The organism is Methylobacterium terricola (assembly GCF_006151805.1).
Taxonomy (GTDB): Bacteria; Pseudomonadota; Alphaproteobacteria; order Rhizobiales; family Beijerinckiaceae; genus Methylobacterium; species Methylobacterium terricola.
This window is the reverse complement of the sequence record NZ_VDDA01000008.1, coordinates 72534-93513: the sequence shown is the minus strand read 5'-3', so window position 1 is coordinate 93513 and position 20980 is coordinate 72534. Positions and strand designations below refer to the sequence as shown.

Annotated in this window: 19 protein-coding genes, 1 tRNA gene and 1 pseudogene; 7 read left to right on the top strand and 14 right to left on the bottom strand. The window is 72.1% G+C overall.

All coding sequences use genetic code 11. The features are described 5' to 3' along the window. Nucleotides 1-77: 77 nt before the first annotated feature. The 3 genes from FF100_RS18490 to FF100_RS37150 all read right to left on the bottom strand — a co-directional run bounded on the left by FF100_RS18490 (nucleotide 78) and on the right by FF100_RS37150 (nucleotide 1754). Nucleotides 78-527 carry a helix-turn-helix domain-containing protein gene (locus FF100_RS18490; RefSeq protein WP_139037155.1) on the bottom strand — a complete coding sequence of 150 codons (450 nt, stop codon included), beginning with the start codon at nucleotides 525-527 and terminating at the stop codon, nucleotides 78-80. Between the two features lie 604 nt (nucleotides 528-1131). Beyond that, nucleotides 1132-1374, bottom strand: coding sequence for a DUF6894 family protein (locus tag FF100_RS37155; RefSeq protein WP_171070240.1), 243 nt, complete (start codon nucleotides 1372-1374; stop codon nucleotides 1132-1134). 119 nt (nucleotides 1375-1493) lie between these two features. Continuing rightward, on the bottom strand, nucleotides 1494-1754 hold the full coding sequence (locus tag FF100_RS37150; protein ID WP_171070239.1) for a hypothetical protein: 261 nt from the start codon (nucleotides 1752-1754) through the stop codon (nucleotides 1494-1496). A gap of 430 nt (nucleotides 1755-2184) precedes the next feature. Between FF100_RS37150 and FF100_RS38380 the strand changes: the two genes are divergently transcribed. The 3 genes and pseudogenes from FF100_RS38380 to FF100_RS18475 all read left to right on the top strand — a co-directional run bounded on the left by FF100_RS38380 (nucleotide 2185) and on the right by FF100_RS18475 (nucleotide 3981). Further along, nucleotides 2185-2310 carry a hypothetical protein gene (locus tag FF100_RS38380; RefSeq protein ID WP_281287299.1) on the top strand — a complete coding sequence of 42 codons (126 nt, stop codon included), beginning with the start codon at nucleotides 2185-2187 and terminating at the stop codon, nucleotides 2308-2310. Between the two features lie 353 nt (nucleotides 2311-2663). Continuing rightward, nucleotides 2664-2972: pseudogene (locus FF100_RS38650) on the top strand (hemerythrin domain-containing protein); the annotation flags it as partial. Nucleotides 2973-3600: 628 nt separating this feature from the next. Then, nucleotides 3601-3981 (top strand): hypothetical protein, encoded by a 381-nt coding sequence (locus FF100_RS18475; protein WP_139037152.1) that lies wholly within the window; start codon nucleotides 3601-3603, stop codon nucleotides 3979-3981. 415 nt (nucleotides 3982-4396) lie between these two features. Here the strand turns inward: FF100_RS18475 and FF100_RS18470 are convergent, their stop codons facing one another. Further along, on the bottom strand, nucleotides 4397-4630 hold the full coding sequence (locus FF100_RS18470; RefSeq protein WP_139037151.1) for a hypothetical protein: 234 nt from the start codon (nucleotides 4628-4630) through the stop codon (nucleotides 4397-4399). A 744-nt stretch (nucleotides 4631-5374) separates the two neighbouring features. Between FF100_RS18470 and FF100_RS18465 the strand changes: the two genes are divergently transcribed. From FF100_RS18465 to FF100_RS18455, 3 genes are all read left to right on the top strand, one after another. After that, entirely contained in the window at nucleotides 5375-6172 is a 798-nt protein-coding gene (locus FF100_RS18465) for a thermonuclease family protein (protein WP_171070238.1), read from the top strand. Nucleotides 6173-6177: 5 nt separating this feature from the next. After that, entirely contained in the window at nucleotides 6178-7698 is a 1521-nt protein-coding gene (locus FF100_RS18460; RefSeq protein ID WP_139037150.1) for a M48 family metalloprotease, read from the top strand. An 86-nt stretch (nucleotides 7699-7784) separates the two neighbouring features. After that, nucleotides 7785-7858: transfer RNA gene (locus FF100_RS18455), tRNA-Gly, on the top strand. Nucleotides 7859-9196: 1338 nt separating this feature from the next. Here the strand turns inward: FF100_RS18455 and FF100_RS18450 are convergent. The 5 genes from FF100_RS18450 to FF100_RS18430 form a co-directional block, all read right to left on the bottom strand. Beyond that, on the bottom strand, nucleotides 9197-10054 hold the full coding sequence (locus tag FF100_RS18450) for an enoyl-CoA hydratase-related protein (protein WP_205824955.1): 858 nt from the start codon (nucleotides 10052-10054) through the stop codon (nucleotides 9197-9199). Nucleotides 10055-10067: 13 nt separating this feature from the next. Continuing rightward, on the bottom strand, nucleotides 10068-11219 hold the full coding sequence (locus FF100_RS18445; RefSeq protein WP_139037149.1) for an acyl-CoA dehydrogenase family protein: 1152 nt from the start codon (nucleotides 11217-11219) through the stop codon (nucleotides 10068-10070). Between the two features lie 11 nt (nucleotides 11220-11230). Beyond that, nucleotides 11231-12307 (bottom strand): acyl-CoA dehydrogenase family protein, encoded by a 1077-nt coding sequence (locus FF100_RS18440; RefSeq protein WP_139037148.1) that lies wholly within the window; start codon nucleotides 12305-12307, stop codon nucleotides 11231-11233. A 1-nt stretch (nucleotide 12308) separates the two neighbouring features. Beyond that, nucleotides 12309-13094 carry an enoyl-CoA hydratase/isomerase family protein gene (locus FF100_RS18435; RefSeq protein WP_139037147.1) on the bottom strand — a complete coding sequence of 262 codons (786 nt, stop codon included), beginning with the start codon at nucleotides 13092-13094 and terminating at the stop codon, nucleotides 12309-12311. A 116-nt stretch (nucleotides 13095-13210) separates the two neighbouring features. Further along, nucleotides 13211-14437, bottom strand: coding sequence for a CaiB/BaiF CoA transferase family protein (locus FF100_RS18430; protein ID WP_171070237.1), 1227 nt, complete (start codon nucleotides 14435-14437; stop codon nucleotides 13211-13213). Nucleotides 14438-14626: 189 nt separating this feature from the next. On the opposite strand from FF100_RS18430, the gene FF100_RS18425 reads away from it, so the two are divergent. Beyond that, the gene (locus FF100_RS18425; protein WP_171070236.1) at nucleotides 14627-15415 is read left to right on the top strand and encodes an IclR family transcriptional regulator domain-containing protein; all 789 of its coding nucleotides are present in this window, start codon (nucleotides 14627-14629) and stop codon (nucleotides 15413-15415) included. A gap of 33 nt (nucleotides 15416-15448) precedes the next feature. Here FF100_RS18425 and FF100_RS18420 read toward each other — a convergent pair whose 3' ends face one another. The 5 genes from FF100_RS18420 to FF100_RS18400 form a co-directional block, all read right to left on the bottom strand. Further along, nucleotides 15449-16510 (bottom strand): alcohol dehydrogenase, encoded by a 1062-nt coding sequence (locus FF100_RS18420; RefSeq protein WP_139037145.1) that lies wholly within the window; start codon nucleotides 16508-16510, stop codon nucleotides 15449-15451. Between the two features lie 56 nt (nucleotides 16511-16566). Next, nucleotides 16567-17790 (bottom strand): ABC transporter substrate-binding protein, encoded by a 1224-nt coding sequence (locus FF100_RS18415; protein ID WP_139037144.1) that lies wholly within the window; start codon nucleotides 17788-17790, stop codon nucleotides 16567-16569. 64 nt (nucleotides 17791-17854) lie between these two features. Next, nucleotides 17855-19102, bottom strand: a complete 1248-nt coding sequence (locus FF100_RS18410; protein WP_139037143.1) for a CaiB/BaiF CoA transferase family protein — start codon at nucleotides 19100-19102, stop codon at nucleotides 17855-17857. Then, nucleotides 19099-19962 (bottom strand): FAS1-like dehydratase domain-containing protein, encoded by an 864-nt coding sequence (locus FF100_RS18405; protein ID WP_139037142.1) that lies wholly within the window; start codon nucleotides 19960-19962, stop codon nucleotides 19099-19101. Before FF100_RS18405 ends, FF100_RS18410 begins: the two co-directional genes overlap by 4 nt. Next, nucleotides 19959-20789, bottom strand: a complete 831-nt coding sequence (locus tag FF100_RS18400) for an IclR family transcriptional regulator (RefSeq protein WP_139037141.1) — start codon at nucleotides 20787-20789, stop codon at nucleotides 19959-19961. The genes FF100_RS18405 and FF100_RS18400 overlap by 4 nt, the downstream gene beginning before the upstream one ends. Nucleotides 20790-20980: the final 191 nt, after the last annotated feature.

Here is a 20980-nt window from a genome sequence, read left to right as displayed (position 1 = left end):
CGTCGGGAGCGGCGCGTTGACCGATTCGAGCCCGACACTTCGATTGTGGGCGGTTCTGGCAGCCGGAATCCCGAACGTCAATCCGACGGACCGGAGTTGTTCGCTTTATCGAACGCTTGTTGCCCAGAGAGCGCATGGTCGACGGCCCGCACCAGGCTGCTCAGCGCCTGTCGGCGGTCCTGGTCGAGATGGGCGTCGGCGGCGCGCGCCACCGCCTCGGCGAAGCCGGTCCAGCCCGCCAGCGTCTCGAGCTGCGCCTGCGGCCGGTCGCTGAGGCCGGGCTGAGACGAATCGCGTCCCGGCATGCCGTCGAAGAAGAAGCTCACGGGCACGCCGAGCACCCGCGCCAGCGTGTCGAGGTCGGTGGCACTCAGGCGGTTGGCACCCTTCAGGTATTTGCCGAGCTGGGACAGCGACACCTCGAGCGGGCCGGCCAGGGCCTCGCGGCTGAGGCCGGCGCGCAGGCGCCGTTCCTCGATGACGCCGCCGATATGGACGTCGCGGTGGTCAGCAGGTTTCCCGGCCATCTCTCGGCTCGCAGGGCTGCCCGCGCGTCGCGTCGCGGCATGGAAGACGACGGGTTGATTGTTGATTCCCAACGGTTGCAATCGCGTAAATGCCCGCGGTTTGAGCGAACGCTTCATTCGGCATAGCGGATGACGGCGCGGACATCGGACCGGGAGGCCGGCCTTCACCCCGCGTGAACGCGGTGCCGCGAGGGGGCGGGATGAGGCCGGCTGATCGCCGCGGCCCCTCTGCCTGCCGCGGCGAAGGAGGAGGATGGGCCGTTGCTCTCGACTGCCGATATCGGCCTGCGGCTCGGCGCCGCCCTGGCGCCGCTCGCCGGATCCGGCGCATCCGGCGACGCGACGGCCGGGGCGATCGCGTGCACGATCGCCGGGATCGGCGACCGCGAGCGCCGGCGTGACCGTGAGAGGCGAGGGGAGCCGGGCGCGGCCGCAGCGCCGCCGCGGCGATCTGGAATAGCCGCCACCCTCGGCACCGTGTGCGTCCTCGGCGAGCCCCTTGCAGCCGCACCGGTCGGCGGCGTGATCGGCGGGGCCCGCGACGCGAGGCTGCGGAACCGAAAGGGCGCGGCCGGCGCGCAGCGGCCGGTGAGGCCGACCGGGATCAGGGGCGCGTCGTCCCGGGATCGAGGGTCAGGACGAGAGACGCTTCTAGTACGCGCCGCCCGGAGGTATCGCGCACCTGGGCGCGGCAACGGGCCCGTCCGTCGCCACCGGCTTCCTCGCGCATCATTTTTGTAAGGACATGCCGAACATGGTCGCGCGCGGCGTTCAGGTCGGCGAGTTCGGTGCCCACGTCGTCGAGGGTTGCGGTGCCATCGAACGTGTCGATGTAGTAGCGGGGCATTGCGTCATCTTTCCGGGATCGGGACCGGGTGAATGACCGGCCGCTCGCGCAAAGGTTCCCTCGCGGGCCGGTGACCGCGTCGGCGCCGGTCCGACGCTGGGGGACGCGCTGCGCCGCGATCAGCCCCCTGGCCGATGGAGGTTGCGGCTGAGATCGATCAGCTCGCGCTGCACCTGCCCGTCGACGTCGTCCGGCACGTCGCCGGTGATCGCGACCACGATGCGCTGGCGGGCGACGTCGAGGAAGGCGGCCGCCTCGTCGCGGTCGCCCCGGAGATACAGCGAGCCGAGCGTCTTCTCGCGCCAGACGACCGAGATGATGAATTCGCCCGGCGCGACTTCCTCCAGGCCGACCTGAAGTGGGGTTCCGTCTTGCGCCATGATGTCGGGATCGATCGTCGTGAGAGGTCCGACCGTAACCGGCCGAGCATCGCAGCCCATAGCGCGAAAACGCGAGGGGGGACACTGCGAATCTCGCAGAGGGACAGTGGAGACCCACGGAACCTGACGCAGGAACCTTCCCCGAAGCAAAAGGAAGCCGCCCTCGCGGGCGGCTTCAGTCAGGGAGGAAACGCCCTAGGAGGGCTGCAGCACGGCGACCGAGCCGCGATGCTGCATTGCAACAACTCGTGTTGCAGCGCATCGTTCCAACCCGCCCGAGCCATCGCCGGATCCCTCGCCAGAACCCGCGACGATCATCGTCGGGAGCGAGACCTCATGGGTTCCAAGAACACATGGGCCGGAAGGACTCATAGGGAGTATGAGGCGTTGGGCGGTGACGATCCATGGAGAGTTGTCACGGAGCGCCGTCATGGCCCCACCGAGCCACAAGCCCGAACGTACCACCAACCGCCTGCGGCCCGCCCTGCTGGGCGTGGTGCTCATCGCGCTGGTGATCGCCCTGATCGCCTACGCGGTCCTGGTCGGCCCCCGGTGATCCGGACGGCTCCCTTCGCGACCTGCCTGCGGCGCAGATGACGACGTCCCGCGACGCACGAAGCCTCATCCGCGGATCCCCGGCCCGCCAAAAGCCCGCGACCCTGCCCGCGACCGATCCCACCGCCATCGGGCCGCTGCCGCCCGGAGCCGCGGTCGCGCCGGACCGCGGCGCCACCTCCAGGGTGCCGGAGGAATCCATGTCCAAGTCCGATGAGGCGTGGGACCGGCGAGGCATGACGTCCCCTGCCGGCGGCGCGCCCGATCTCGGGCAGGTGCGTCGGAAACGGGAACGGGTCAAGGCTTTCGGAGTTGGCTGGCATCAATGAAGCACAGCAACGGGACAGACGACGCATGGACATCTGGCGATTGATCGACCGCGATCACGCGAACATCGCACAGCTCATCCGCGAGATCCCGAACGCACTCAACGGTCCGGGGGTCGTTCGGAGCCGGGAGAGATTGCTGGCCGATCTTCTCGACGAGCTTCACGCCCATGCCGTTGCGGTCGATGCCGGCCTGTTGACGATGCTCGACCGGCGCGGCGAGGCGCGCGCGATGGTCGACGACCTGCGGCGCGAGCACCGGCAGGTCATGGCGCAGCTCGATTCCCTCGCCCGGGGCCGTCACGCGCCCGCCTCCGGCTGGCTCAACGCCTTCGAGGACATGACCTACGGGGTCGACCGGCATCTCCACCGGCACGGCCACGAACTCCTGCCGCTGGCCCGCCGGCTCCTCTCGGAGGACGAGATCCGTGCGGCGGGGACGGCGTTTGTCCGGGCGCGCAGCCGCGTGCTCCAGTCGGGGTCGCGCCGGCCGCAGGCGGCGGCAGGGTCGGGCGGTCTCGCCCTCGCGGCGAGCCTGGGCCTGGCGGCGGCCGGTGCGGCCCTGCTGGCCTGGCGCCTCGGCCAGTGGCGGGGTGCGCCCAAACCCAAGCTCACGCAGACGCCTGCGCCGAAACCCTCGACGCGCGGCCGAGGCGAGGAGGATGGCCTTCGCCGCGGCCAGCCCCGGGCGGACCTCGCCGCCGCGGCGGCACCCGGCGAGCGGAGACCCGGCGAGGATCTGCGCGCCCGGCAGGAGCGTCTGCTGGATGAGGCGGTCGAGGAGACGTTCCCGGCGAGCGACCCGATCTCGCCGAGCCGGATCACCCGGTAGGAGGCGTCGTGCCGCAGGGCGCCGGCCGCGCCGAACTTCGGGTCGTGCGGCGCGTCATCTTGGAGGATCGCCTGCCTGCCGATCGCCCTGACACACAAGCGGCGAGAGCCGCGTCGAGACCGAGAGCCGCATCATGAGCTACGAGACCGACGTTCCGCCCCACCTGTCGGCGCAGCGCGCCAGCACCCCGGCCCCCATCGACGCCCCGATGCCCAACACGGCGATGCTGAAGGGCGACATCGATTCCGGCCGCAGCGGCGACAAGGTCGAGGTGTTCGATCCCGGCATGGCGATGCTCGGGACCTGCGAGGAGGCCGGGGGCAACGCGTTGTCGCCGAAGGACATCGCCAGGGCCCGGCTCGCCGAGATCAAGGAGCGGTGGCGCCTCTCCCCGCGCAAGCCGGGCATCGCGCATGACCGCGCCGACCCGACGCTCGCCCTCTATATCGGCTTCATCGGCGCCGCGGGCATCGGCCTGTCCGCGGCGGTCTGGTTCGTCAGGGCTGTCGTGTAAGCGGTCGTCTCTCCGAGGCGCCGGCTCGCGCCTCGGGTCTGCGTCGCATGGCCGGGGGGCTCAGGCCCGCCGGAGCGCCAGCGCGGCGCGGAACGGTGCCGTCACGAGGGTGAACAGGGCGCCGAGCGTGAGGACGAGGGCGACCGAGAGGAGCGCCCCGAAGATGCCGATGAACCGCATGGTACTGCCTCGCTGGAAGGGCGTCGGGCCGCGTCGCGACCGTGTCGCCGGGCAGACAGCACCGCAATCAAGGCGGGAGTGAGGTTCAAAGGCCACGGGCAAGCCGAATCGCCTGTGGATGCTTCGCCGGGCGCCGGCGTCGAGGGCGGGACGGTGCCCGCGGCCTCCGATGCGGCCGTTGGGCCGTCGACGAACCGGTCTCCACTCCGTTGGACAGGATTCGCGCCGGGCTTCGTCACGGCTCGTCCGCCTCGGCGAGGGCCCGGATCGCCGCGAGGGCGCGGCGCCGCCCGGCCGGATCCCCGATCCTCGCCCACAGGCGCAGCAACTCGCCGATCTCGTCCGGAAAGCCCGGCGCGTGCGCCGACTCGATGAGCATGTCGGGCGAATAGCCGAGCGCGTCGGCGACTCGCTGCAAGGTTGCGCGGGCCTTTTGCTGCTTCCTGTCCGTCGCGGGGACGTGGTTCACCCGTGCAATCTTCCTCTGCCGGCAGGGAAGAGAGAGTGATGTGACGCGGGCCGTCCTTGCCTTCACATATGACACGCCTCGATCGGTCTTGTCGTCGAGGTCGCGCCGGGCTGGCCGGCGTGTGGCGTGATCGCTTCGGAGAGGGCGATCGACTTGTGCATGACGGGAGGGTGAGAGGCTGGTCCGGTCGCCAGGCCTACGATCCGCGCAATCCCGTCCCGGGCGCCGACCGGCTCCATGTTCGGGGCGCAGCACGCTGGGAGAAGCGCCCCGAGGACACGACGATGCGAATCCGATCCGTGCGAGAGAAATGTTCGTCACGGCGTCCGCCGCGCCGCGGATCGCTCCCGGCACGATCGTCGGACGAGTGTGGCGTCCCCGGCAGGGCTCGAACCTGCGACCCCAGGTTTCATACCACTTCGGCTTTCGCCGCCGCCGCGAGGCGTTCGTGGTCTGGACTATCCCTTCACCGTAGCCTTCAGAAGGCCCTTAGGTGCCGCCCGTCTAGTCTCTACACCTTCCCGGCCTGGCGACCGGGCTTGGCTCGGGATCGGCGTGAGACCTGTCGGCTCGACGCTTTCCCCGACTTTGAGCGGATCCGCCGCGCGGTTTCCCGGCGCGACGCCCAATTCGGTTTAGGAAACCTGTGCTCTGTCCAGCTGAGCTACGGAGACCCACGGCGAGCCTCTTACCATCTCGGCCCGCTTCCGCCAACCTCGCGTCGAACGTCTTGAAGGAGGGCGCGTGAGGGGACGATTGGCGGCGGGGCTCGGCCTCGCGCTCCTCGCCGGCGCGGCGGAGGCGGCGAGCCCGCGCGGCCGCGAGCCGCCGGCCTGCCGCGGCCGCGTCGCCGGCCGGGACCGGCTCGACGCGGTTGCTGCACGGGGTGAGCTGGTCCTCGCCTCCGGGCGGCGGGCCCGGCTCGACGGCCTGCGCTGGCCCGACGATCCGGTGGCGGCGGACGCCGCGCGGACCTGGCTCATGGCCCTCGCCGGGCGGGCGCTCGCCACCCGCGAGGCACCGGAGCCGGACCGCTGGGGCCGAATCACCCTGGATGCCGCGACGCAGGAGAGCGAGCCGCTGGACCTCGCCGGCGGGCTCGTCGCGGCCGGGCTCGTCGTGGTCGATGCCGGGGAGAGCGACAGCCTGTGCCGGCCGGGGCTGCTGGCGCTGGAGGAGGCGGCGCGCCGCGCCGGGCGCGGAATCTGGGCCGGGGCCTCGCCGGTGCCGACGGAGGAGGTCGCGCGGCTCGCCGCGCTTCGGGGGCGCTTCGCGGTGGTGGAAGGGCGGGTGCGCAGCGTCGGCGAGCGCGAGCGCCGCACCTATCTGAACTTCGCCCCTTTCGGCGCGGAAGGTGTTACGGTCACGGTGTCGAAACGCACTTGGCGGATCATGCTTGAACGTGGTTTCTCTGGTGTCGCGCTTCGGGGGCGGCGCGTGCGGGCTCGCGGCATCGTCGAGCTGTGGCGCGGGCCGACCCTGGATGTCGGCGCGGCCGAGATGATCGAGATGCTGGACGAGGAGCAGGCGCAGCGGCGCTGAACGCGATGGGGTGGCCTTTCACGCGAACTCAGCCTGCCGGCCGCGCGGCGGCCCTCTTGCCTGCCGCGGTCGTATGGCCTGCGGCGGCCTTCTCTCTGCTGTCCGCGGCGGGCTTGAGCCTGCTCGTCGCCGCCTGCACCGCCGACCAGACCGGCGCGCTGGCGCCGGTGGCGGCCGTCGTGCCGCCGGAGGCGCCGCGCACCACCGGGCGCGACCGGCCGGCCAACGACGCCGATCACGCCAAGCTCGTGGCCTCGTTCGGCGGTGAGTACAGGGCGCCGGCGGCCTTCCGCCTGGTCAGCGACGTGACCGACCGCCTGGTCAAGGCGACCGAGCGGCCGGACGAGACCTATGCGGTGACCCTGCTCGATTCGCCGGTGGTGAACGCCTTCGCGCTGCCGACCGGCCGGATCTACGTCACCCGCGGCCTCCTGGCGCTCGCCGACGACACGTCGGAGCTCGCCGCGGTGCTCGCGCACGAGATCGCCCACGTGACCTTGCGTCATGCCAGCGCGCGGACCGAGATGGCGCTTCGCTCCGAGCTCGTCAGCAAGGTTGTGGCCGACGTCCTCAACGACCCGGCGACCGGCGCCCTGCTGCAGGACCAATCCCGCTTCGTCCTCGCCCGGTTCTCGCGCACGCAGGAATTCGAGGCCGATCAGACCGGGGTGCGCACCCTGGCGCGGGCCGGCTACGACCCGTTCGGCGCCGCCCGCTTCCTCACCGCGCTCAACCGCACCACCGCTCTGCGGGCCGGGTCCGGGCTGAATGCCGAGCCCGACATGCTGGCGACCCACCCGAGCACGCCGGAGCGCATCACCCAGGTGACGCAGGCCGCCCGCCGCATCGGCGCTCCCGGCCTCGGCACCGACGACCGCACCCGCTACCTCGCGGCGATCGACGGCATCGCCTATGGCGACAACCCCGCCGACGGGCTGATTCGCGGCCGCCGCTTCATCCATCCGCGCCTCGGCGTCGCCTTCGAGGCGCCGGAGGGCTTCGGGCTCGACAACACCGCCCGGGCGGTGCTCGGCACCACTCCGGATGGCAGCCGCCGCCTGCTGTTCGATGCAGTCGAGACCAATGCCGGCCAGGGTCTCGAGGAGGTGCTGAAGGCGACCTGGAACGACGCGATCGAGACCGGCAGCTTCGAGAACCGGATGCTGAACGGCTTCCCGGCGGTCACGGCGGTCTCGAAGGGCAAGGAGTGGTTCTTCCGCCTCGCCGCCGTCAGGGTCGGGACCAACACCTTCCGGATGATCATGGCGGCCAAGGGCACGACCGATCCAGAGCCCGCCTTCGGCCGCTGGCTGTCGAGCGTCGCCCTGGTGACGCAGGAGGAGGCCCGCAGCCTCAAGCCCCTGCGCATCCAGGTCGTGACGGCCGCCCCCGGCGACACCGCCGAGAGCCTGGCCCACCGCATGACGGCCGTCGACCGGCCGCTCGAGCGCTTCCAGGTCCTCAACGGCCTCGACAAGGGCGTGCCGGTGCGCGCCGGCCTGCCCTACAAGCTGGTCGTCGAGTAGGGGAGGAGGCGAGGGCCGGCCGGGTGGAATTCTCCGGACCGCCCCGCTTCTCAACCCCGACCGGCCATGCTATCTGGACGGCGGCCGCGGGTGTAGCTCAATGGTAGAGCAGCAGCCTTCCAAGCTGAATACGAGGGTTCGATTCCCTTCACCCGCTCCACTCCCTTTCCTGTGACCCGACAATGACTTACGGGCATGCCGTCACGTTGGGGTGAGGCTCGGCACGGGCAGGGATACAACGGATGACCCCTCCAGGGCGTTGTATCCGGGGCCAGGGAAGCCCTAACCAAGCCCCGAATCACCCCTTGCGCGCGTGTCGGCGATCGCGAATCCTGCGCCCTCATCGGGAATCGCTCGCCATGCCCCACCTCAAACGGAAACGCACCATGGCCTGAGCCAGCCACCCGCTTCACGGACGGCACGATCGGGGTCCTCACTGCGGCCGCCGAGGCGGCTCAGCGCGCCCTCGTGGCCTCCATGCCGGGCGCCCTCGATGAGCCTGTGCCCTTCGTCCCCGGCAGCGTCCGCATGTTCAAGGCCACCCGCCGCTCGGACGGGGGGACGCCCTCCGCGCTGGTGTTCGTCACGGACGAGGCGGCTGCCTACCTCGACGTCGAAGTCACCAGCGGCACCCGGCGCGCCGGGGACACGAGCGCGACGCGGCTCGGCCCCCTCGTGCCGGGACCGGCGGCCCTGCGCGACCGCTTCGGGAATCTACCAAGGGGGGGCGTGGCCGCGGCCATGCGGGAGCCCGACGTCGCGTGGGTGACGCTCAAGCTCGGGCAGCCGCCCGTCCTTGCGCGCAGGCTCTCCGCGAGCGCCTGGAGGTACTCGCCCTCATCGTCGAGGAGACGCACTACGAGCCGCGCTGGGATTTCCGCGGGATCCTAACCCAAGCCGTCGCTGCCTACATGGGCGAAACCGGGTCCTTGCAGGGCTGCTGACCCTGTGCAGACCTTCCGGCCCGCCAACCCAGACGTCTGCTCGATAGGAGAAGCGGACTTGTGAGCGGCAGTCACGTTCTGGGCAAGTCGAGATGCGTCGGTGGGAGGAGGGTAGATGTCATACGGCTTCTGATTGATCGCGTCGCGATGCGGGAACCGGCGTCGCATGGGTTTTTCGTGGTCGTCGGTGGCGCCTGTGCTTGATGAAAATCATCGGAATGTCAGGATTGATACCGTAGTACCTTCGAACGAACTCGTTCCAAGGCGCTGGCTGAGCCCGAACGGGCGTCGACGCTGATGCGCCGGCTGCCTTCGCATCGACACCTCGAAGCGAAGGCGCGACGGTATGATGTGTCCGGCATGGCGCGCACGGCGAGATCGATCATCGGCAGTCAGTTCCGGAGGTGAAGCGGAGCGCAGGGCCCTGCCATGCGAGAGCAGGTCGGTCACGGCCGGTTCTGCTTCCGACCGACAGCGCGAGACGATATCGTTGCGATCACCATGCACAGCACACCGATGCGGTTGCACCTCACGACCTGAAGCCGCCTTGTGAGTCACGCTCTTTCCCGGACGACTCTGGCGATAGCGGAACAAGATCCGGGAAAGAGAGCGAACAGCGCGGCAGGAGGATGCACTACCGCGTCGACGTCCGCGCGAGTGCCCGGGCGAGCGCCTCCCGGTGCTCTGCGGTGGTATGCGCGATCGCCTGCGCCGCGGCCGAGAGCTGCAGGAGCGAGGGAAGGGTCGCGAAACGTCCCTCGCGCAGCAGGCGCTTCGTCGCCCGGACCGCCTGGGGCGGGTTGACGGCGATCCGCTCGGCGAGCCGCCCTCAGCTCGCCCGCCGGCACCACCTGCGAGACGAGCCCGCAGGCCAGAGCCTCCTCGGCCGAGACGAGGTCGCCGGTGAGCGCCATCTCGCAGGCCTTCGACCAGCCGACGACCCGCGGCAGCAGCCAGGCGCCGCCGTCACCCGGAATGATGCCGATCTTGACGAAGCTCTCGGCGAAGCGCGCCGTATCGGCGGCGATGCGCAGGTCGCACATGCAGGCGAGGTCGGTGCCCGCGCCGATCGCCGGGCCGTTGACGGCGGCGATCACCGGCACGTCGAGGGCCTCGAAGGCGAGCGGGATGCGCTGGATGCCCTGCGTGTAGTAGGCCACGGTGGAACTGGGATCCTGGGCGCGCTCCTCCAGCGCGTCCTGCATCGCCCGCAGGTCCCCGCCCGACGAGAAGGCCGAGCCGGCCCCCGTCAGGATCGCCACCCGCACGGAGGGGTCGGCGCCGACCCGACCGAGCGCTGCGACGAGGCCGTCGACCACGTCGCGCTCGGAGATCGGGTTGCGCGTCTCCGGCCGGTTGAGCGTCAGGGTGACGATCCCGCCCTCCTGCTCGTAGAGCACCGCGTCGGTCATGGTTGGTCTCCGATCATCTGAGCCCGAGGCCGCGGGCGATGATGCCGCGCAGGATCTCGCGGGTGCCGCCGCGCAACGAGAAGGACGGCGCGTGCAGCGCCGTGTAGGCCAGCACCTGCGCGAAGGTCCGGCTCTGCAGCGTCGGCGGACCTTCGGCCAGGAGGTCGCGGGCGATCTCGGGGATCTCCTGCTCGACGAGGGCGCCGAGATCCTTGACCATCGCGGCCTCCAGCGCCGGATCGGCGCCGGCCTGGAGCAGGCCCGCGACCGAGCGCGACATCCGTCGCAGTGTGATGAGCTGCGCGCCCAGCCGGCCCAGCGCGATCTCGGCCCGCGCATCGGCCGCCGGCTGCAAGGCCCGCACCAGCTCGACGAGGAGCCAGAACGACGACAGGAAGCGCTCCGGCCCGCTGCGCTCGTAGGCGAGCTCGCCGGTGACCTGGGCCCAGCCCTCGCCTTCGCGCCCGAGGAGCGCGTCCTCGGGCAGCGTCGCGTCCTCGAACACCACCTCGTTGAAGTGATGCTCGCCGAGAAGGTTGCGGACCGGCCGGATGGTGATCCCGGGCAGGCTCAAATCGACGATGAACTGGCTCGTGCCGGCATGCCGGTGCTCGCGGTCGGGTGGCCCGGTGCGGCAGAACAGGATCATGAAGTGGCAGTGGGTGGCGTTGGTGGTCCACAGCTTGGTGCCGTTGACCCGCCAGCCATCGCCGTCGCGCACCGCCTTGGTGCGGACCGAGGCGAGGTCCGAGCCGGAATCCGGCTCGCTCATGCCGATGCAGAAGAAGCATTCGCCGGCGGCGATCCGGGGCAGGATCGCGCTTTTTTGCGCCTCGGTGCCGTAACGGAGCAGGCTCGGGCCGCTCTGGCGCTCGGCGATCCAGTGCGCCCCCACCGGCGCCCCGGCGGCGAGCAGTTCCTCGAGCAGCACGTAGCGCTCGAGGCCTGAGCGCTCCTGCCCGCCATAGGCCTTCGGCCACGTGAGCCCGAGCCAGCCCCGCTGCCCGAGCTTGCGCGAGAAGGCGGGATCGAGGCCGTTCCAGCTCTGCGCCCGGTCGAGTGGCGCGCGATGGTTCAGCTCGTTCGCCAGGAAGGCCCGGATCTCGGCCCGGAGGATGTCCGCCTCGGGGGACGGGGGCGGCGGCGGAAAGGTGAAACGCGACATGGCAATCATCCTCAGACGGCCGTGATCGCGGGCCACAGCCCTTCGGGGCCGGCGGCGATCAGGTGGCGGCCGAGCACCTGCGCCCACTCGGACTCGCGCCCGAACGCGTCGCGCCAGGCCCGGAGGCGACCGGTGTAGTGGTGCAGCCGGTGCTCCTCCGTGAAGCCGATCGCGCCGTGGACCTGATGGGCGATGGCCACCGCCTGGCCCGCCGCCTCGCCGGTGCGGATCTTGGCGGCGGCGACCGCCGGCAGCAGCCCCGGCCCCGGCGATGCCGCCCAGGCCGCCACCGCCTCCGCCGCCAGGTCGGCCGCGGCGGCGGCCGAGGCCGCCTGACCAGCGAGAACGGCGAGGCTCTGCTGCACCGCCTGGAACTGGCCGATGGCGCGGCCGAACTGCCGGCGCTCACCGGCATAACCCACCGTCATGGTGCCGACGGCACCGAGCGCGCCGGCGATCATCAGGGCGCGGGTGGCGGCGCCCGCGGCCCGCAGGTCGGCTGCACCGAAGGGAGCCGGGGCGCCCTCGGCAGACACGGCCTCGAAGCGCACGGCATCGCTCGGATCGCCGGCGATGTCGGTGCCCGGCTCGACCGTGAGCGCGGCCTGCGGCAGAGCGATCAGGACCGGCCCGCCGGGGCTGTCCGCCAGGACCACGACCGCCCGGGCGTGCCGGCCCCACGGCACGCCCCAGGCCTGGCCGGTCGCGCGGCCGGCGCGATCGAGCCTGACATCCGACCCTTGCGCGACAGCGAGGGGCCCGGCCGGAACCTGGATCCCGGCGCGAGCCAGAAGGAGGCCGGCGAGCATCGTGTCGGCCAGCGGCAGCGGCAGGGCGTGGCGTCCCGCGACCGTCAGCAACGACAGGGCGTCGGCGACCGGCACCCCGAAGCCGCCGGCCTCCTCCGGCAGGATCGCGGCCGGCAGGCCGACCTCGTCGAGGGCCGCCCACACGTCGTCGGGCCATTCGCCCTCGGCCGCCTGAGCGCGGGCCTGCGGGGTGAGGCGGTCGGCGAGCAGGCGGTCGGCGGTCTCGCGCAGCATCGCGCCGGCCTCGTCCGCCTGGAACCCGGAGGGAGAATCCATCATGTCAGCGTCCCTGGAAGGCGGGCCGGCGCTTCTCCAGGAACGCAGTCTTGCCCTCGTGGTGGTCGGCGGTCTGGAACAGGGCGGCCTGGGCGCTGCGCTCCCAGTCGAGGACCTCGTCGATCCCGCGGGCCAGCCACTCCTTGGCCATCGCGGTCGGGAGCGGTGCCAGCCCGTCATAGGCGCGGGCGAGCGCGACCGCCCGATCGAGCGCGGTCCCGTCCGGCACGACTTCGTCGACGAGGCCGATCTCGAAGCCGGTGCGGGCGCCGATGGGGTTCGCCTGGAGCAGGATCTGGCGGGCACGGCCCTGGCCGACCCGGGCCGGCAGGGTGTGGAGCAGGCCGGCATCGGCGACGAGCCCGACCTTCGGGAACGAGGCGACGAAGCGCGCGCCCTCGGCGGCCACGATCGTGTCGCACAGGAGCGCGACGCTGAAGCCGGCGCCGGCGGCCCAGCCCTCGACGGCGGCGAGGTAGGGCTTGCCCGACTTCACGATCGCCCGGACAATGGCGTGGAGCAGCCGGAAGCGGTCGCGCCCGCCGGCGAGCCCGTCGGCCTTCATCGCCGTGAGGTCGCCGCCGGCGCTGAACACCTGCGGCCCGCCGGTGATCACGACCGCCCGGATGGCGGCGTCGCGCTCGATGCGGTCGATCGCCTCGGCGAGCGCCACCCGGATCGCCGGCGTCAGGGCATTGCGCTTCCCCGGCTCGTTGAGCGTCAGGATCGCGACCGCGCCGTCACGGCGCTCAAGGAGCACGGCCTCGTCGGACAGGGATGTCCCGCTCATCGCGCCACTCCGTTCTCGGCGCCCGCGAACACGGCGCGCCCGTTGTCGATCACCACGATGTCACCCTCTGGGACGGGCTGCCGGGAACGCGCCGTCGCGCCAGATCTCCGAGGGGATCAGCGTCCGTCACGGATGATCCCCTTCTCCCGCAGCGCCGCACGCTCCGCCTCGTCGATTCCGAGCGAGGCCAGCACGTCGGCGGTGGCCTCGCCGAGGGTCTGCGGGGCGATCCGGTAGGTGGCGGGGGTGCGCGACAGCTGGCTCGGATAGCCGATCACCGTGACGGGCGTGCCGTCCGAGCGCTCCATCCGCTTGAGCAGGCCGCGGGCCGCGACCTGCGGGTCGGCGAGGATCTGGTCGATACGGTTGATGGGACCGCCGGGCACCCCGCCCGCCTCCATGGCGGCGAAGACGTCGGCGGAGGTCCATGGGCGGATCGCGGCGCCCAGGCTCGCCTCGAGCTCCTTCCGGTCGCGCAGGCGTCCGACATTGTCGCGAAAGCGCGGATCGGCCGCGAGTTCGGGCAGGTTCAGGAGCGCGCACAGGCTGCGGAACTGCCCGTCATTGCCGCAGGCGACGAGCACGTGGCCGTCCGCCGTCTGGAACTCGCGATAGGGCACCACGTTCGGGTGCGAATTGCCGAGCCGGCCGGGGGTCAGGCCGCCGACGATATGGTTCATGCCCTGGTTGACCAGCACCGCGACCTGGCTGTCGAGGAGGGCGCAATCGATGTGCTGGCCCTCGCCGGTGGCGGTCCGGTGGTGGAGCGCCGCGAGGATCGAGGTCGCGGCGTAGAGGCCGGTGAAGAGGTCGCTCACCGGCAGCCCGACCTTGATCGGACCGGCGCCGGGCTCGTCGTCGGGGCGGCCGGTGACGCTCATCAGGCCGCTCATGCCCTGGATGAGAAAGTCGTAGCCGCCCCGTGCGGCGTAGGGGCCGGTCTGGCCGAACCCGGTCACCGAGCAGTAGATCACGCCGGGATTGACCGCCGACAGCGAGGCATAATCGAGGCCGTAGCGGGCGAGCGCCCCGGTCTTGAAGTTCTCGACCACGATGTCGGCCCGCTCGGCCAGCCGCCGCACCAGGGCGGCGCCCTCGGGCGTGCCGAAATCGATGGCGACGCTGCGCTTGTTGCGGTTGGCACAGAGATAGTAGGCGGCGTCCGACGGTCCGTCCGGCCCCTGCACGAAGGGCGGGCCCCACAGCCGTGTGTCGTCGCCCGTCTCAGGCCGCTCGATCTTCCAGACCTCGGCCCCGAGGTCGCCGAGAATCTGCGAGGCCCAGGGCCCTGCGAGCACGCGGGAGAGGTCGAGGACTGTCAGTCCCTGCAACGGGCCCGGCACGGCGCTCGGAGGCGCCGCCTCCGGTCCTGCCGCCGCTCGCGTCTGATCCGCGCCCGCCAAAGCCGCGTTCCTCCGGTCCCGTTCTTGTTCATTTCATCAGTTGAAATGCTTGTTCAAAACAGCTTAGACCGATCGGCGGCGGATGCAATGCCGACGTCGATTCCCGATGCGTCGACCGAGAGAGTTTCTATGCCGTCCTTCGAGCCCGTCACCGCGGCCCTGCGGGTGCTGGAGGTCCTGTTCGCGCTCAACCGTCTCAAGGAGGCGAGCGTCGGCGATCTCTTCCGCGAGACCGGGCTCAACCGGCCGACGATCGTCAGGATGCTCGAGACGCTGATCCATGCCGGGCTGGTGGCGCGCCACCCGTCGCGGCCGGTCTACGTCACCACCGGGCGCACGCTCGAACTCAGCAGCGGCTACCGGAAGCACGAGGAGATGGCGCTCGCCGCCGCCCCGATCCTCGCGCGGCTGCACACTGCGCTGCAATGGCCCTCCGACGTCTCGGTCTTCGACGGCGACGCGATGGTGGTGGCGCGCACCAGCCGCGGCGAGGGGGGGCTGCACTTCAACCGCCGGCCCGGCTACCGGGCGCCGCTGCTCGGCACGTCCCTCGGCATGGCCTTCCTGGCGTTCTGCGACCCGACGACCCGCGCCCGGGCGCTCTCCGCGCTCGCCGCGTCGGACGACCCGTGGAATGCCGTCGTCCACGATCCCGAGAGGCTCGAGGGGCAGCTCGCGACGGTGCGGGCGAACGGATACGCCAGCATGAACCCGGACTACTCGCGCACGTCCTACAACGGCGTCGCCTCGGCGATCGGCGTGCCGGTGCTGATCGGCGGGGTCGCGGTCGGGAGCCTCAACCTCATGTACCTGCGCCACGCCCTCGACGAGGCCGACGTGGTCGCCCGCTTCGTCGCCCCCTTGCGGGCGGCGGCGGCCGAGATCGCCGCCGCGCTCTCGACGATGCGCGGCGGGTGACGGTCGGGGTGCGACGTCCGGCGGGAGCGGGGCTCACGCCCGGTGCGACAGGACGATCCGTCCGGCGACCGCGCCGGCTTCGAGCCGCCGCATCGCCGCCTCCGCCTGGTCGAGGGGCACCGTCTCGGTCTCGACGAGGGTCAAGCCGTGCCGGCGCACGAGATCGACGAGGTCACGCAACTCGCCGAGATTGCCGACATACGAGCCCGTGAGCGTGAGGGCGCGGAGCGGCAGGAGCGGCAGCGAGAGGGTGACCTCGCCGCCGAACATGCCGACCACGACGTAGTGGCCGCCGCGCCGCAGGCCGTCGAGGGCGAAGCGCGCCGTCTCGGTGGTGCCGACGAAGTCGATCGCCGCCGCGAGCCCGGTCTCGAGGGCCAGGAGCTCCGCCCGGGCGCCCGGATCGGCCGGATCGAGCACCCGGTCGGCGCCGAGCGCGAGGGCCCGCTCGCGCTTGGCCGGCGCCGTGTCGGCGACCGCGACGCGGGCATGGCCGAGGGCCCGCGCGAGGCGCAGCGCGCTCTGCCCGAGGCCGCCCGCCCCGACCAGCAGGAGCCAGTCCCGGGCCGGGTCGCCCCCGATCTTGCGCAGGGCCGAGTAGGCGGTGAGGCCCGAGCAGGCGAGCGTCGCGGCTGCCGAGGGGTCGAGGCCTTCCCCATCGATCAGGTAGCGGGGATGGGGCACGACCACCTTCTCGGCGTAGCCCCCGGGCCGGTGCACGCCGAGGCAGCGCCCCGCCGCGCAGAGATTCTCCTCGCCGGACAGGCAGCGATGGCAGGCGCCGCAGCCGATCCACGGATAGGCGAGCACGCTGCGGCCGATCGAGCCGGCGATCTCGCCCGCCTCAGGCCCCACGGCCGCGATGCGCCCGAGGATCTCGTGTCCGAGGGTGACCGGCAGCCCGACCCCGCGCTCGGCGAGGCTCAGGCGTTTGCCGCCGCCGAGGTCGTAATGGCCCTCCCGCAGGTGGAGGTCGGTGTGGCAGACGCCGCAGCGCTGCAGGTCGAGCACCACCTCGGTGCCCTGCGGGACGGGATCCTCCTCCACCACCCTACAGAGCGGGCGGCTGAACTCGGTGACGGCGTAGCGTCTCATGGAACAAGCTCCGGGGGCAGGATGGTCGAGGGCGGGCTCGTGACGGGCAGGGTGCGTCATGGCACCAGCGGGCAGCCGCCCTCGCCGAGCGGGCGGAACGCCTCGTTGCCCGGGATGCGGCGCACGAGCTTGTAGAGGTCCCACTCGCCGGTCGATTCCGCCGGGGTCTTGGCCTGGAACAGGTACATGTCCCGAACCACCCGCCCGTCCGGCCGCAGCACGCCGTCACGGGTCATGAAGTCGTTGATCGGCGTGCGACGCATCTGCGCCATCACCGCCTCGGGGTTCTTGCTGCCGACCGCCTTCACTGCCTTCAGGTAATGGAGCGTGCCGCTATAGGCGCCGGCCTGGGTCATGCTCGGCATGCGCTTCATGCGCGCGAAGAACCGGCGCGACCACGCCCGGGTCTCCTCGTCCTGGTCCCAGTAGAAGGCCTCCGTCAGCAGGAGGCCCTGCGCCACCGTCAGGCCGAGGGAGTGGACGTCGCTGAGGAAGGCGATGAGCGCCACCAGCTGCATGCTGTCGGTGAGGCCGAATTCCCGCGCCTGCTTGATCGCGTTGATGGTGTCGGTGCCGCCGTTGGCGAGGCCGAGGATCTTGGCCTTCGAACTCTGTGCCTGGAGCAGGAAGGACGAGAAATCCTGCGTGTTGAGAGGATGGCGGACCGCGCCGAGGACGCGCCCGCCATTCGCCTTGACCACCGCGGCGGTGTCCCGCTCGAGCGCCTGCCCGAACACGTAGTCGGCGGTGAGGAAGTACCAGTCGGTGCCGCCCTGCTTGACCACGCCGGCGCCGGTGCCCTTGGCCATGGCGTAGGTGTCCCAGGTCCAGTGCGCCGCGTAGGGCGAGCAGAACCTGCCGGTGATGTCGGACGACCCGGCGCTGGTGACGAGGGCGAGCTTCTTCTTCTCGTTGGCGAGGTTGATGACCGCGAGGGCCATGGCGGAGGAGGGCAGGTCGGTGATCACGTCGACGCCCGAGTCGTACCACTGCCGGGCGATGTTGGCGGCGACGTCGGCCTTGTTCTGCCCGCCCGCCGAGACGACCTCGATCGGCTTGCCGAGCACGCTGCCGCCCGCATCCTCGACCGCCATCCGCACGGCCTCGACGGCGCCAAGGCCGCCGATATCCGCGTAGGTGCCTTCGAGGTCGACGAGGACCCCGATGCGGACCGGCCCCTCGTCGGCAGCATGCGCCGCCGGCAGACCGAGGCAGGCCGCGAGCCACGCCGCCGCGACACGCCCGGACCATCCCCGGGCTCCGGTTCCCTGCTTTGCCATTCCATCTCCTCCCTGGTGCGATGGGGCGGCCCGCGGCGTCTTCGCCGTCGGGCCGGAGCGTCCTTCAGCCCGTGTCGGCGCCGGGCGCGAAGGCGGCGCCGGACGCGATCAGCGCGTCGCACTCGGCCTCGTCGAGGCCGAGGCCGCGCAGCACGGTCCGGGTATCGAAGCCGGGCGGTGGGGCCGGGCGTCCGGCGGGGGCCGGCGCGCCGTCCTGCAGGATCGTCGGCCGGATGGTGCGAACCCGGCCCTCGGTCGGGTGCAGGTCCGTGCCGAGCAGCCCGACGGCGGCGAGGTGCGGGTCCCGCTCCAGGGTCTCGAGGGTGTGGCACGGCATCGCCGGGACGTCCGCCGCGGCGAAGATCGCGAGCCACGCCGCGGTGGTCCGGCTCGCCAATGCCTCCGCGCGGACGCGAAACCACAGGTCGACGTGCCGGAACCGGTCGGCGACGGTGCGCAGCCGCGGCTCGTCGATCAGGTCCGCGCGCTCGACCGCCCGCAGGAAGGCGTGCACCTGCGCGTCGGTGTTGGCCGTCAGGCTGATCCAGCCATCCGCCGTGGCGAGGGGCCGGTTGTCCGGGTTGAGCACGCGGGCATCGCCCGCCGGCCCGAGCGGCGGGTCGAAGCTGCGGGGGCCGAGATGCTCCTGCAGCACGAAGGCCGCCATGGTCTCGTGCATCGGCACCTCGAGCGTCGCGCCGAGCCCGGTGCGTTCCCGGGCGAGGAGGGCGGCCAGGATCGCCGAGGCGGCGATCTCGCCGGTGACGTGGTCCGCGAGGAGCAGCGGCACGTAGTGCGGGCGGCCGTCGCGGCGCTCCGCCAGCCCGGCGATGCCGGACACGCCCTGGACCACGCTGTCATAGGCCGGGCGGCCCCGGTAGGGCCCGCCGGGGCCGAAGCCCGTGATCGTACAGTGGACGAGGCGCGGTTGCCTGTCCCGCAGGCTGTCCGCGTCGAGGCCGAGCCGGGCCAGCGCCTCCGGGCGCATGTTGGCGACGACGACGTCGCTCGACGCGATCAGCCGCTCCAGCACCGCCCGCGCGGCGGGCGTCTTGAGGTCGAGGCCGAGCGCCTGCTTGCCCCGGTTCAGGTGCAGGTAGGAGCCGGCGTGGCGGCCGCCCGGCGACGGACCGCCTAGTGAGCGCAATACGTCGCCGGCGGGCGGCTCGACCTTGATCACCTCCGCGCCGAAATCGGCCAGCCGCAAGGTGCAGGCCGGGCCGACCACCACGCTCGTGAGATCGACGACCCGGATGCCGGCGAGCGGCCGGGGGGCGGGCGAGGGGCAGGGGGAGGGGGCTGGCGCGCTCATCGGAAGGTGGCGTCGAGGGCGACCCGCCCGGCATCGTCCTCGGCCCAGACCCGCCATGTGCCCAGCTCTTCGCCCCCCTCTTCGCCCGCCTCCTCGCGCGCCTTCAGGTGCATCGGGCGCCCGCAAGAGAGCGGGTGCAGCAGGCGATAGCCGAAGGCGGCCGGTTCCCGGCCGGCGGCCTCCCGGGCGAGCTCCAGGGCGAGGAGGGCGGTCAGGGGGCCATTGACCACCAGGGCCGGATAGCCCTCGCGACCGGTCGCGTAGGGCGCGTCGTAGTGAATGCGGTGAGCGTTGTAGGTGACGGCGCAGAACCGGAACAACAGCGTCTCGTCCGGCGTGAGCGTGCGCGCGATCTGTGCGGGCCGAGCCTGCGCGGGTGCGGGCGCGGGCGCGGTGGCGTCGGGCGTGGTGGTGGCCGCCTCGCGCAGCACGTAATTCTCGTGCTCGGTCACCACGGTCTCACCGTCGATGGCGAGGGTGCTGCACACCGTCACCACCGCGATCCGGCCGCTGCGGCCGGTCTTCTCCGCCACGCGCTCGATCGTGGTATGCCGCCGCACCGTCGCGCCGAGCGGGATGTCGCCCGCGTAGGTGGCGCGTCGTCCGCCCAGCATCACCCGGGGCAGACCGAGATCCGGCAGCGCGATGCCAGGCCCGGCATAGCCATCCGGCCGCAATTCCGCTTGCGGCAGGGCGGTGGGAAACAGGCCGACATGCCAGCCACGGGGGATCACGGTGCCCTGCGCGCCGGTTCGCCAGTCCCGGCCGAGCAGGGCCGCCATCCGGCGCAGCAAGCCCGGCGTGGCGATGTCGTCCGTCCACGCCTCGGGCGGCGCGGAGGCGGTTCCGGTCGCGCTCATCGCGCGCTCCTGCGGCGCGGCGCCTCGGCGGCGGGGGCGCGCGTGGTGCCGAACAGGGCGGGCTGCGCATCGCGCACCAGCGCCGCGAGGGCGTGGCCCAGGCCGTCGAGCCCTTCTCCGCCGAGCTGGCCCTGGAACAGGTGCGCCGCCACCACGAGGCGCGGGCGTCCGGCGCCGTCGCAGAGCGCGGAGGCGACCGAGGTCACGCCCCGGATCAGCCGCCCGATATCGACGGCGTAGCCGCGCGCCGCGCACGCCTCGACATCCTCCAGGAAGGTCTCGAAGGGGACCGGCACGTGCCAGCGGATCGCCCCGTAGCGCGCCTGGATGCTGGCGCGCGGCGTGTGACCGGCCGCCGCCACCGCCCGGCCGATCGCCCCCGCATAGGCCGGGATGCGGGTGGCGAGCCGGAACTCGATGTGAATGCCGTTCGCCGGCACGATGCGCCCGAGGAGCAGCGCCTTGTCGTCCGGGGCGACCTGCCAGACGCTCGCCGTCGCCTCGAACTCCGTCGCGATCTGCTGCAGCCCGGGCTGAAGCAGTTCGAGGTCCGAGCGGTTGAGAAGCGGGCGTGCCACTTCGAGGAGACCCAGCCCGAGGCGGTAGGTCTTGGTGTCCAGCGCCACCGTGACGAACCCCTCGCCCACCAGCGTGCGCAGGATGTTGAGCGTGGTGGAGGGGCTCACCCCCGCGGCGCGGGCGATCGCCGTGACCCCGAGCGCCTCGCGGGCGGTTGCGACCGCCCGCAGGATCGCCACGGCCTGGGTCACCGCCCCTACCTCGCGGCCGACCTCCATCACCGCCGCTCCCTCCCCGGCCTGGCTCATCTTAGCCCATCCTCGCGTCTCGTCCCGATCTCGCCCCTTGCACTGCAGAGCGTTTACGGATCACAATAGCATTCAGCCGGTGAAATAAAAGCGGCAGTTCGCAAGGGTCCGGTCAAACGGGCCCGGATGCGGCGGGAGGGAACGAGATGGCAGGCATGCGGTGGGGGTGCGCCTCGCGGCGCACCGGGCGG

Coding starts and splice junctions, on each gene's coding strand:
- FF100_RS18410 (WP_139037143.1), bottom strand. CDS start 19,102: ATGAGCGCGCCAGCCCCCTCCCCCTGCCCCTCGCCCGCCCCCCGGCCG.
- FF100_RS18415 (WP_139037144.1), bottom strand. CDS start 17,790: ATGGCAAAGCAGGGAACCGGAGCCCGGGGATGGTCCGGGCGTGTCGCG.
- FF100_RS38380 (WP_281287299.1), top strand. CDS start 2,185: ATGGCCCCACCGAGCCACAAGCCCGAACGTACCACCAACCGCCTGCGG.
- FF100_RS18440 (WP_139037148.1), bottom strand. CDS start 12,307: ATGATGGATTCTCCCTCCGGGTTCCAGGCGGACGAGGCCGGCGCGATG.
- FF100_RS18425 (WP_171070236.1), top strand. CDS start 14,627: ATGCCGTCCTTCGAGCCCGTCACCGCGGCCCTGCGGGTGCTGGAGGTC.
- FF100_RS18475 (WP_139037152.1), top strand. CDS start 3,601: ATGAGCTACGAGACCGACGTTCCGCCCCACCTGTCGGCGCAGCGCGCC.
- FF100_RS18460 (WP_139037150.1), top strand. CDS start 6,178: ATGGGGTGGCCTTTCACGCGAACTCAGCCTGCCGGCCGCGCGGCGGCC.
- FF100_RS18490 (WP_139037155.1), bottom strand. CDS start 527: ATGGCCGGGAAACCTGCTGACCACCGCGACGTCCATATCGGCGGCGTC.
- FF100_RS18445 (WP_139037149.1), bottom strand. CDS start 11,219: ATGTCGCGTTTCACCTTTCCGCCGCCGCCCCCGTCCCCCGAGGCGGAC.
- FF100_RS18450 (WP_205824955.1), bottom strand. CDS start 10,054: ATGACCGACGCGGTGCTCTACGAGCAGGAGGGCGGGATCGTCACCCTG.
- FF100_RS18400 (WP_139037141.1), bottom strand. CDS start 20,789: ATGAGCCAGGCCGGGGAGGGAGCGGCGGTGATGGAGGTCGGCCGCGAG.
- FF100_RS18435 (WP_139037147.1), bottom strand. CDS start 13,094: ATGAGCGGGACATCCCTGTCCGACGAGGCCGTGCTCCTTGAGCGCCGT.
- FF100_RS18420 (WP_139037145.1), bottom strand. CDS start 16,510: ATGAGACGCTACGCCGTCACCGAGTTCAGCCGCCCGCTCTGTAGGGTG.
- FF100_RS18405 (WP_139037142.1), bottom strand. CDS start 19,962: ATGAGCGCGACCGGAACCGCCTCCGCGCCGCCCGAGGCGTGGACGGAC.
- FF100_RS37150 (WP_171070239.1), bottom strand. CDS start 1,754: ATGGCGCAAGACGGAACCCCACTTCAGGTCGGCCTGGAGGAAGTCGCG.
- FF100_RS37155 (WP_171070240.1), bottom strand. CDS start 1,374: ATGCCCCGCTACTACATCGACACGTTCGATGGCACCGCAACCCTCGAC.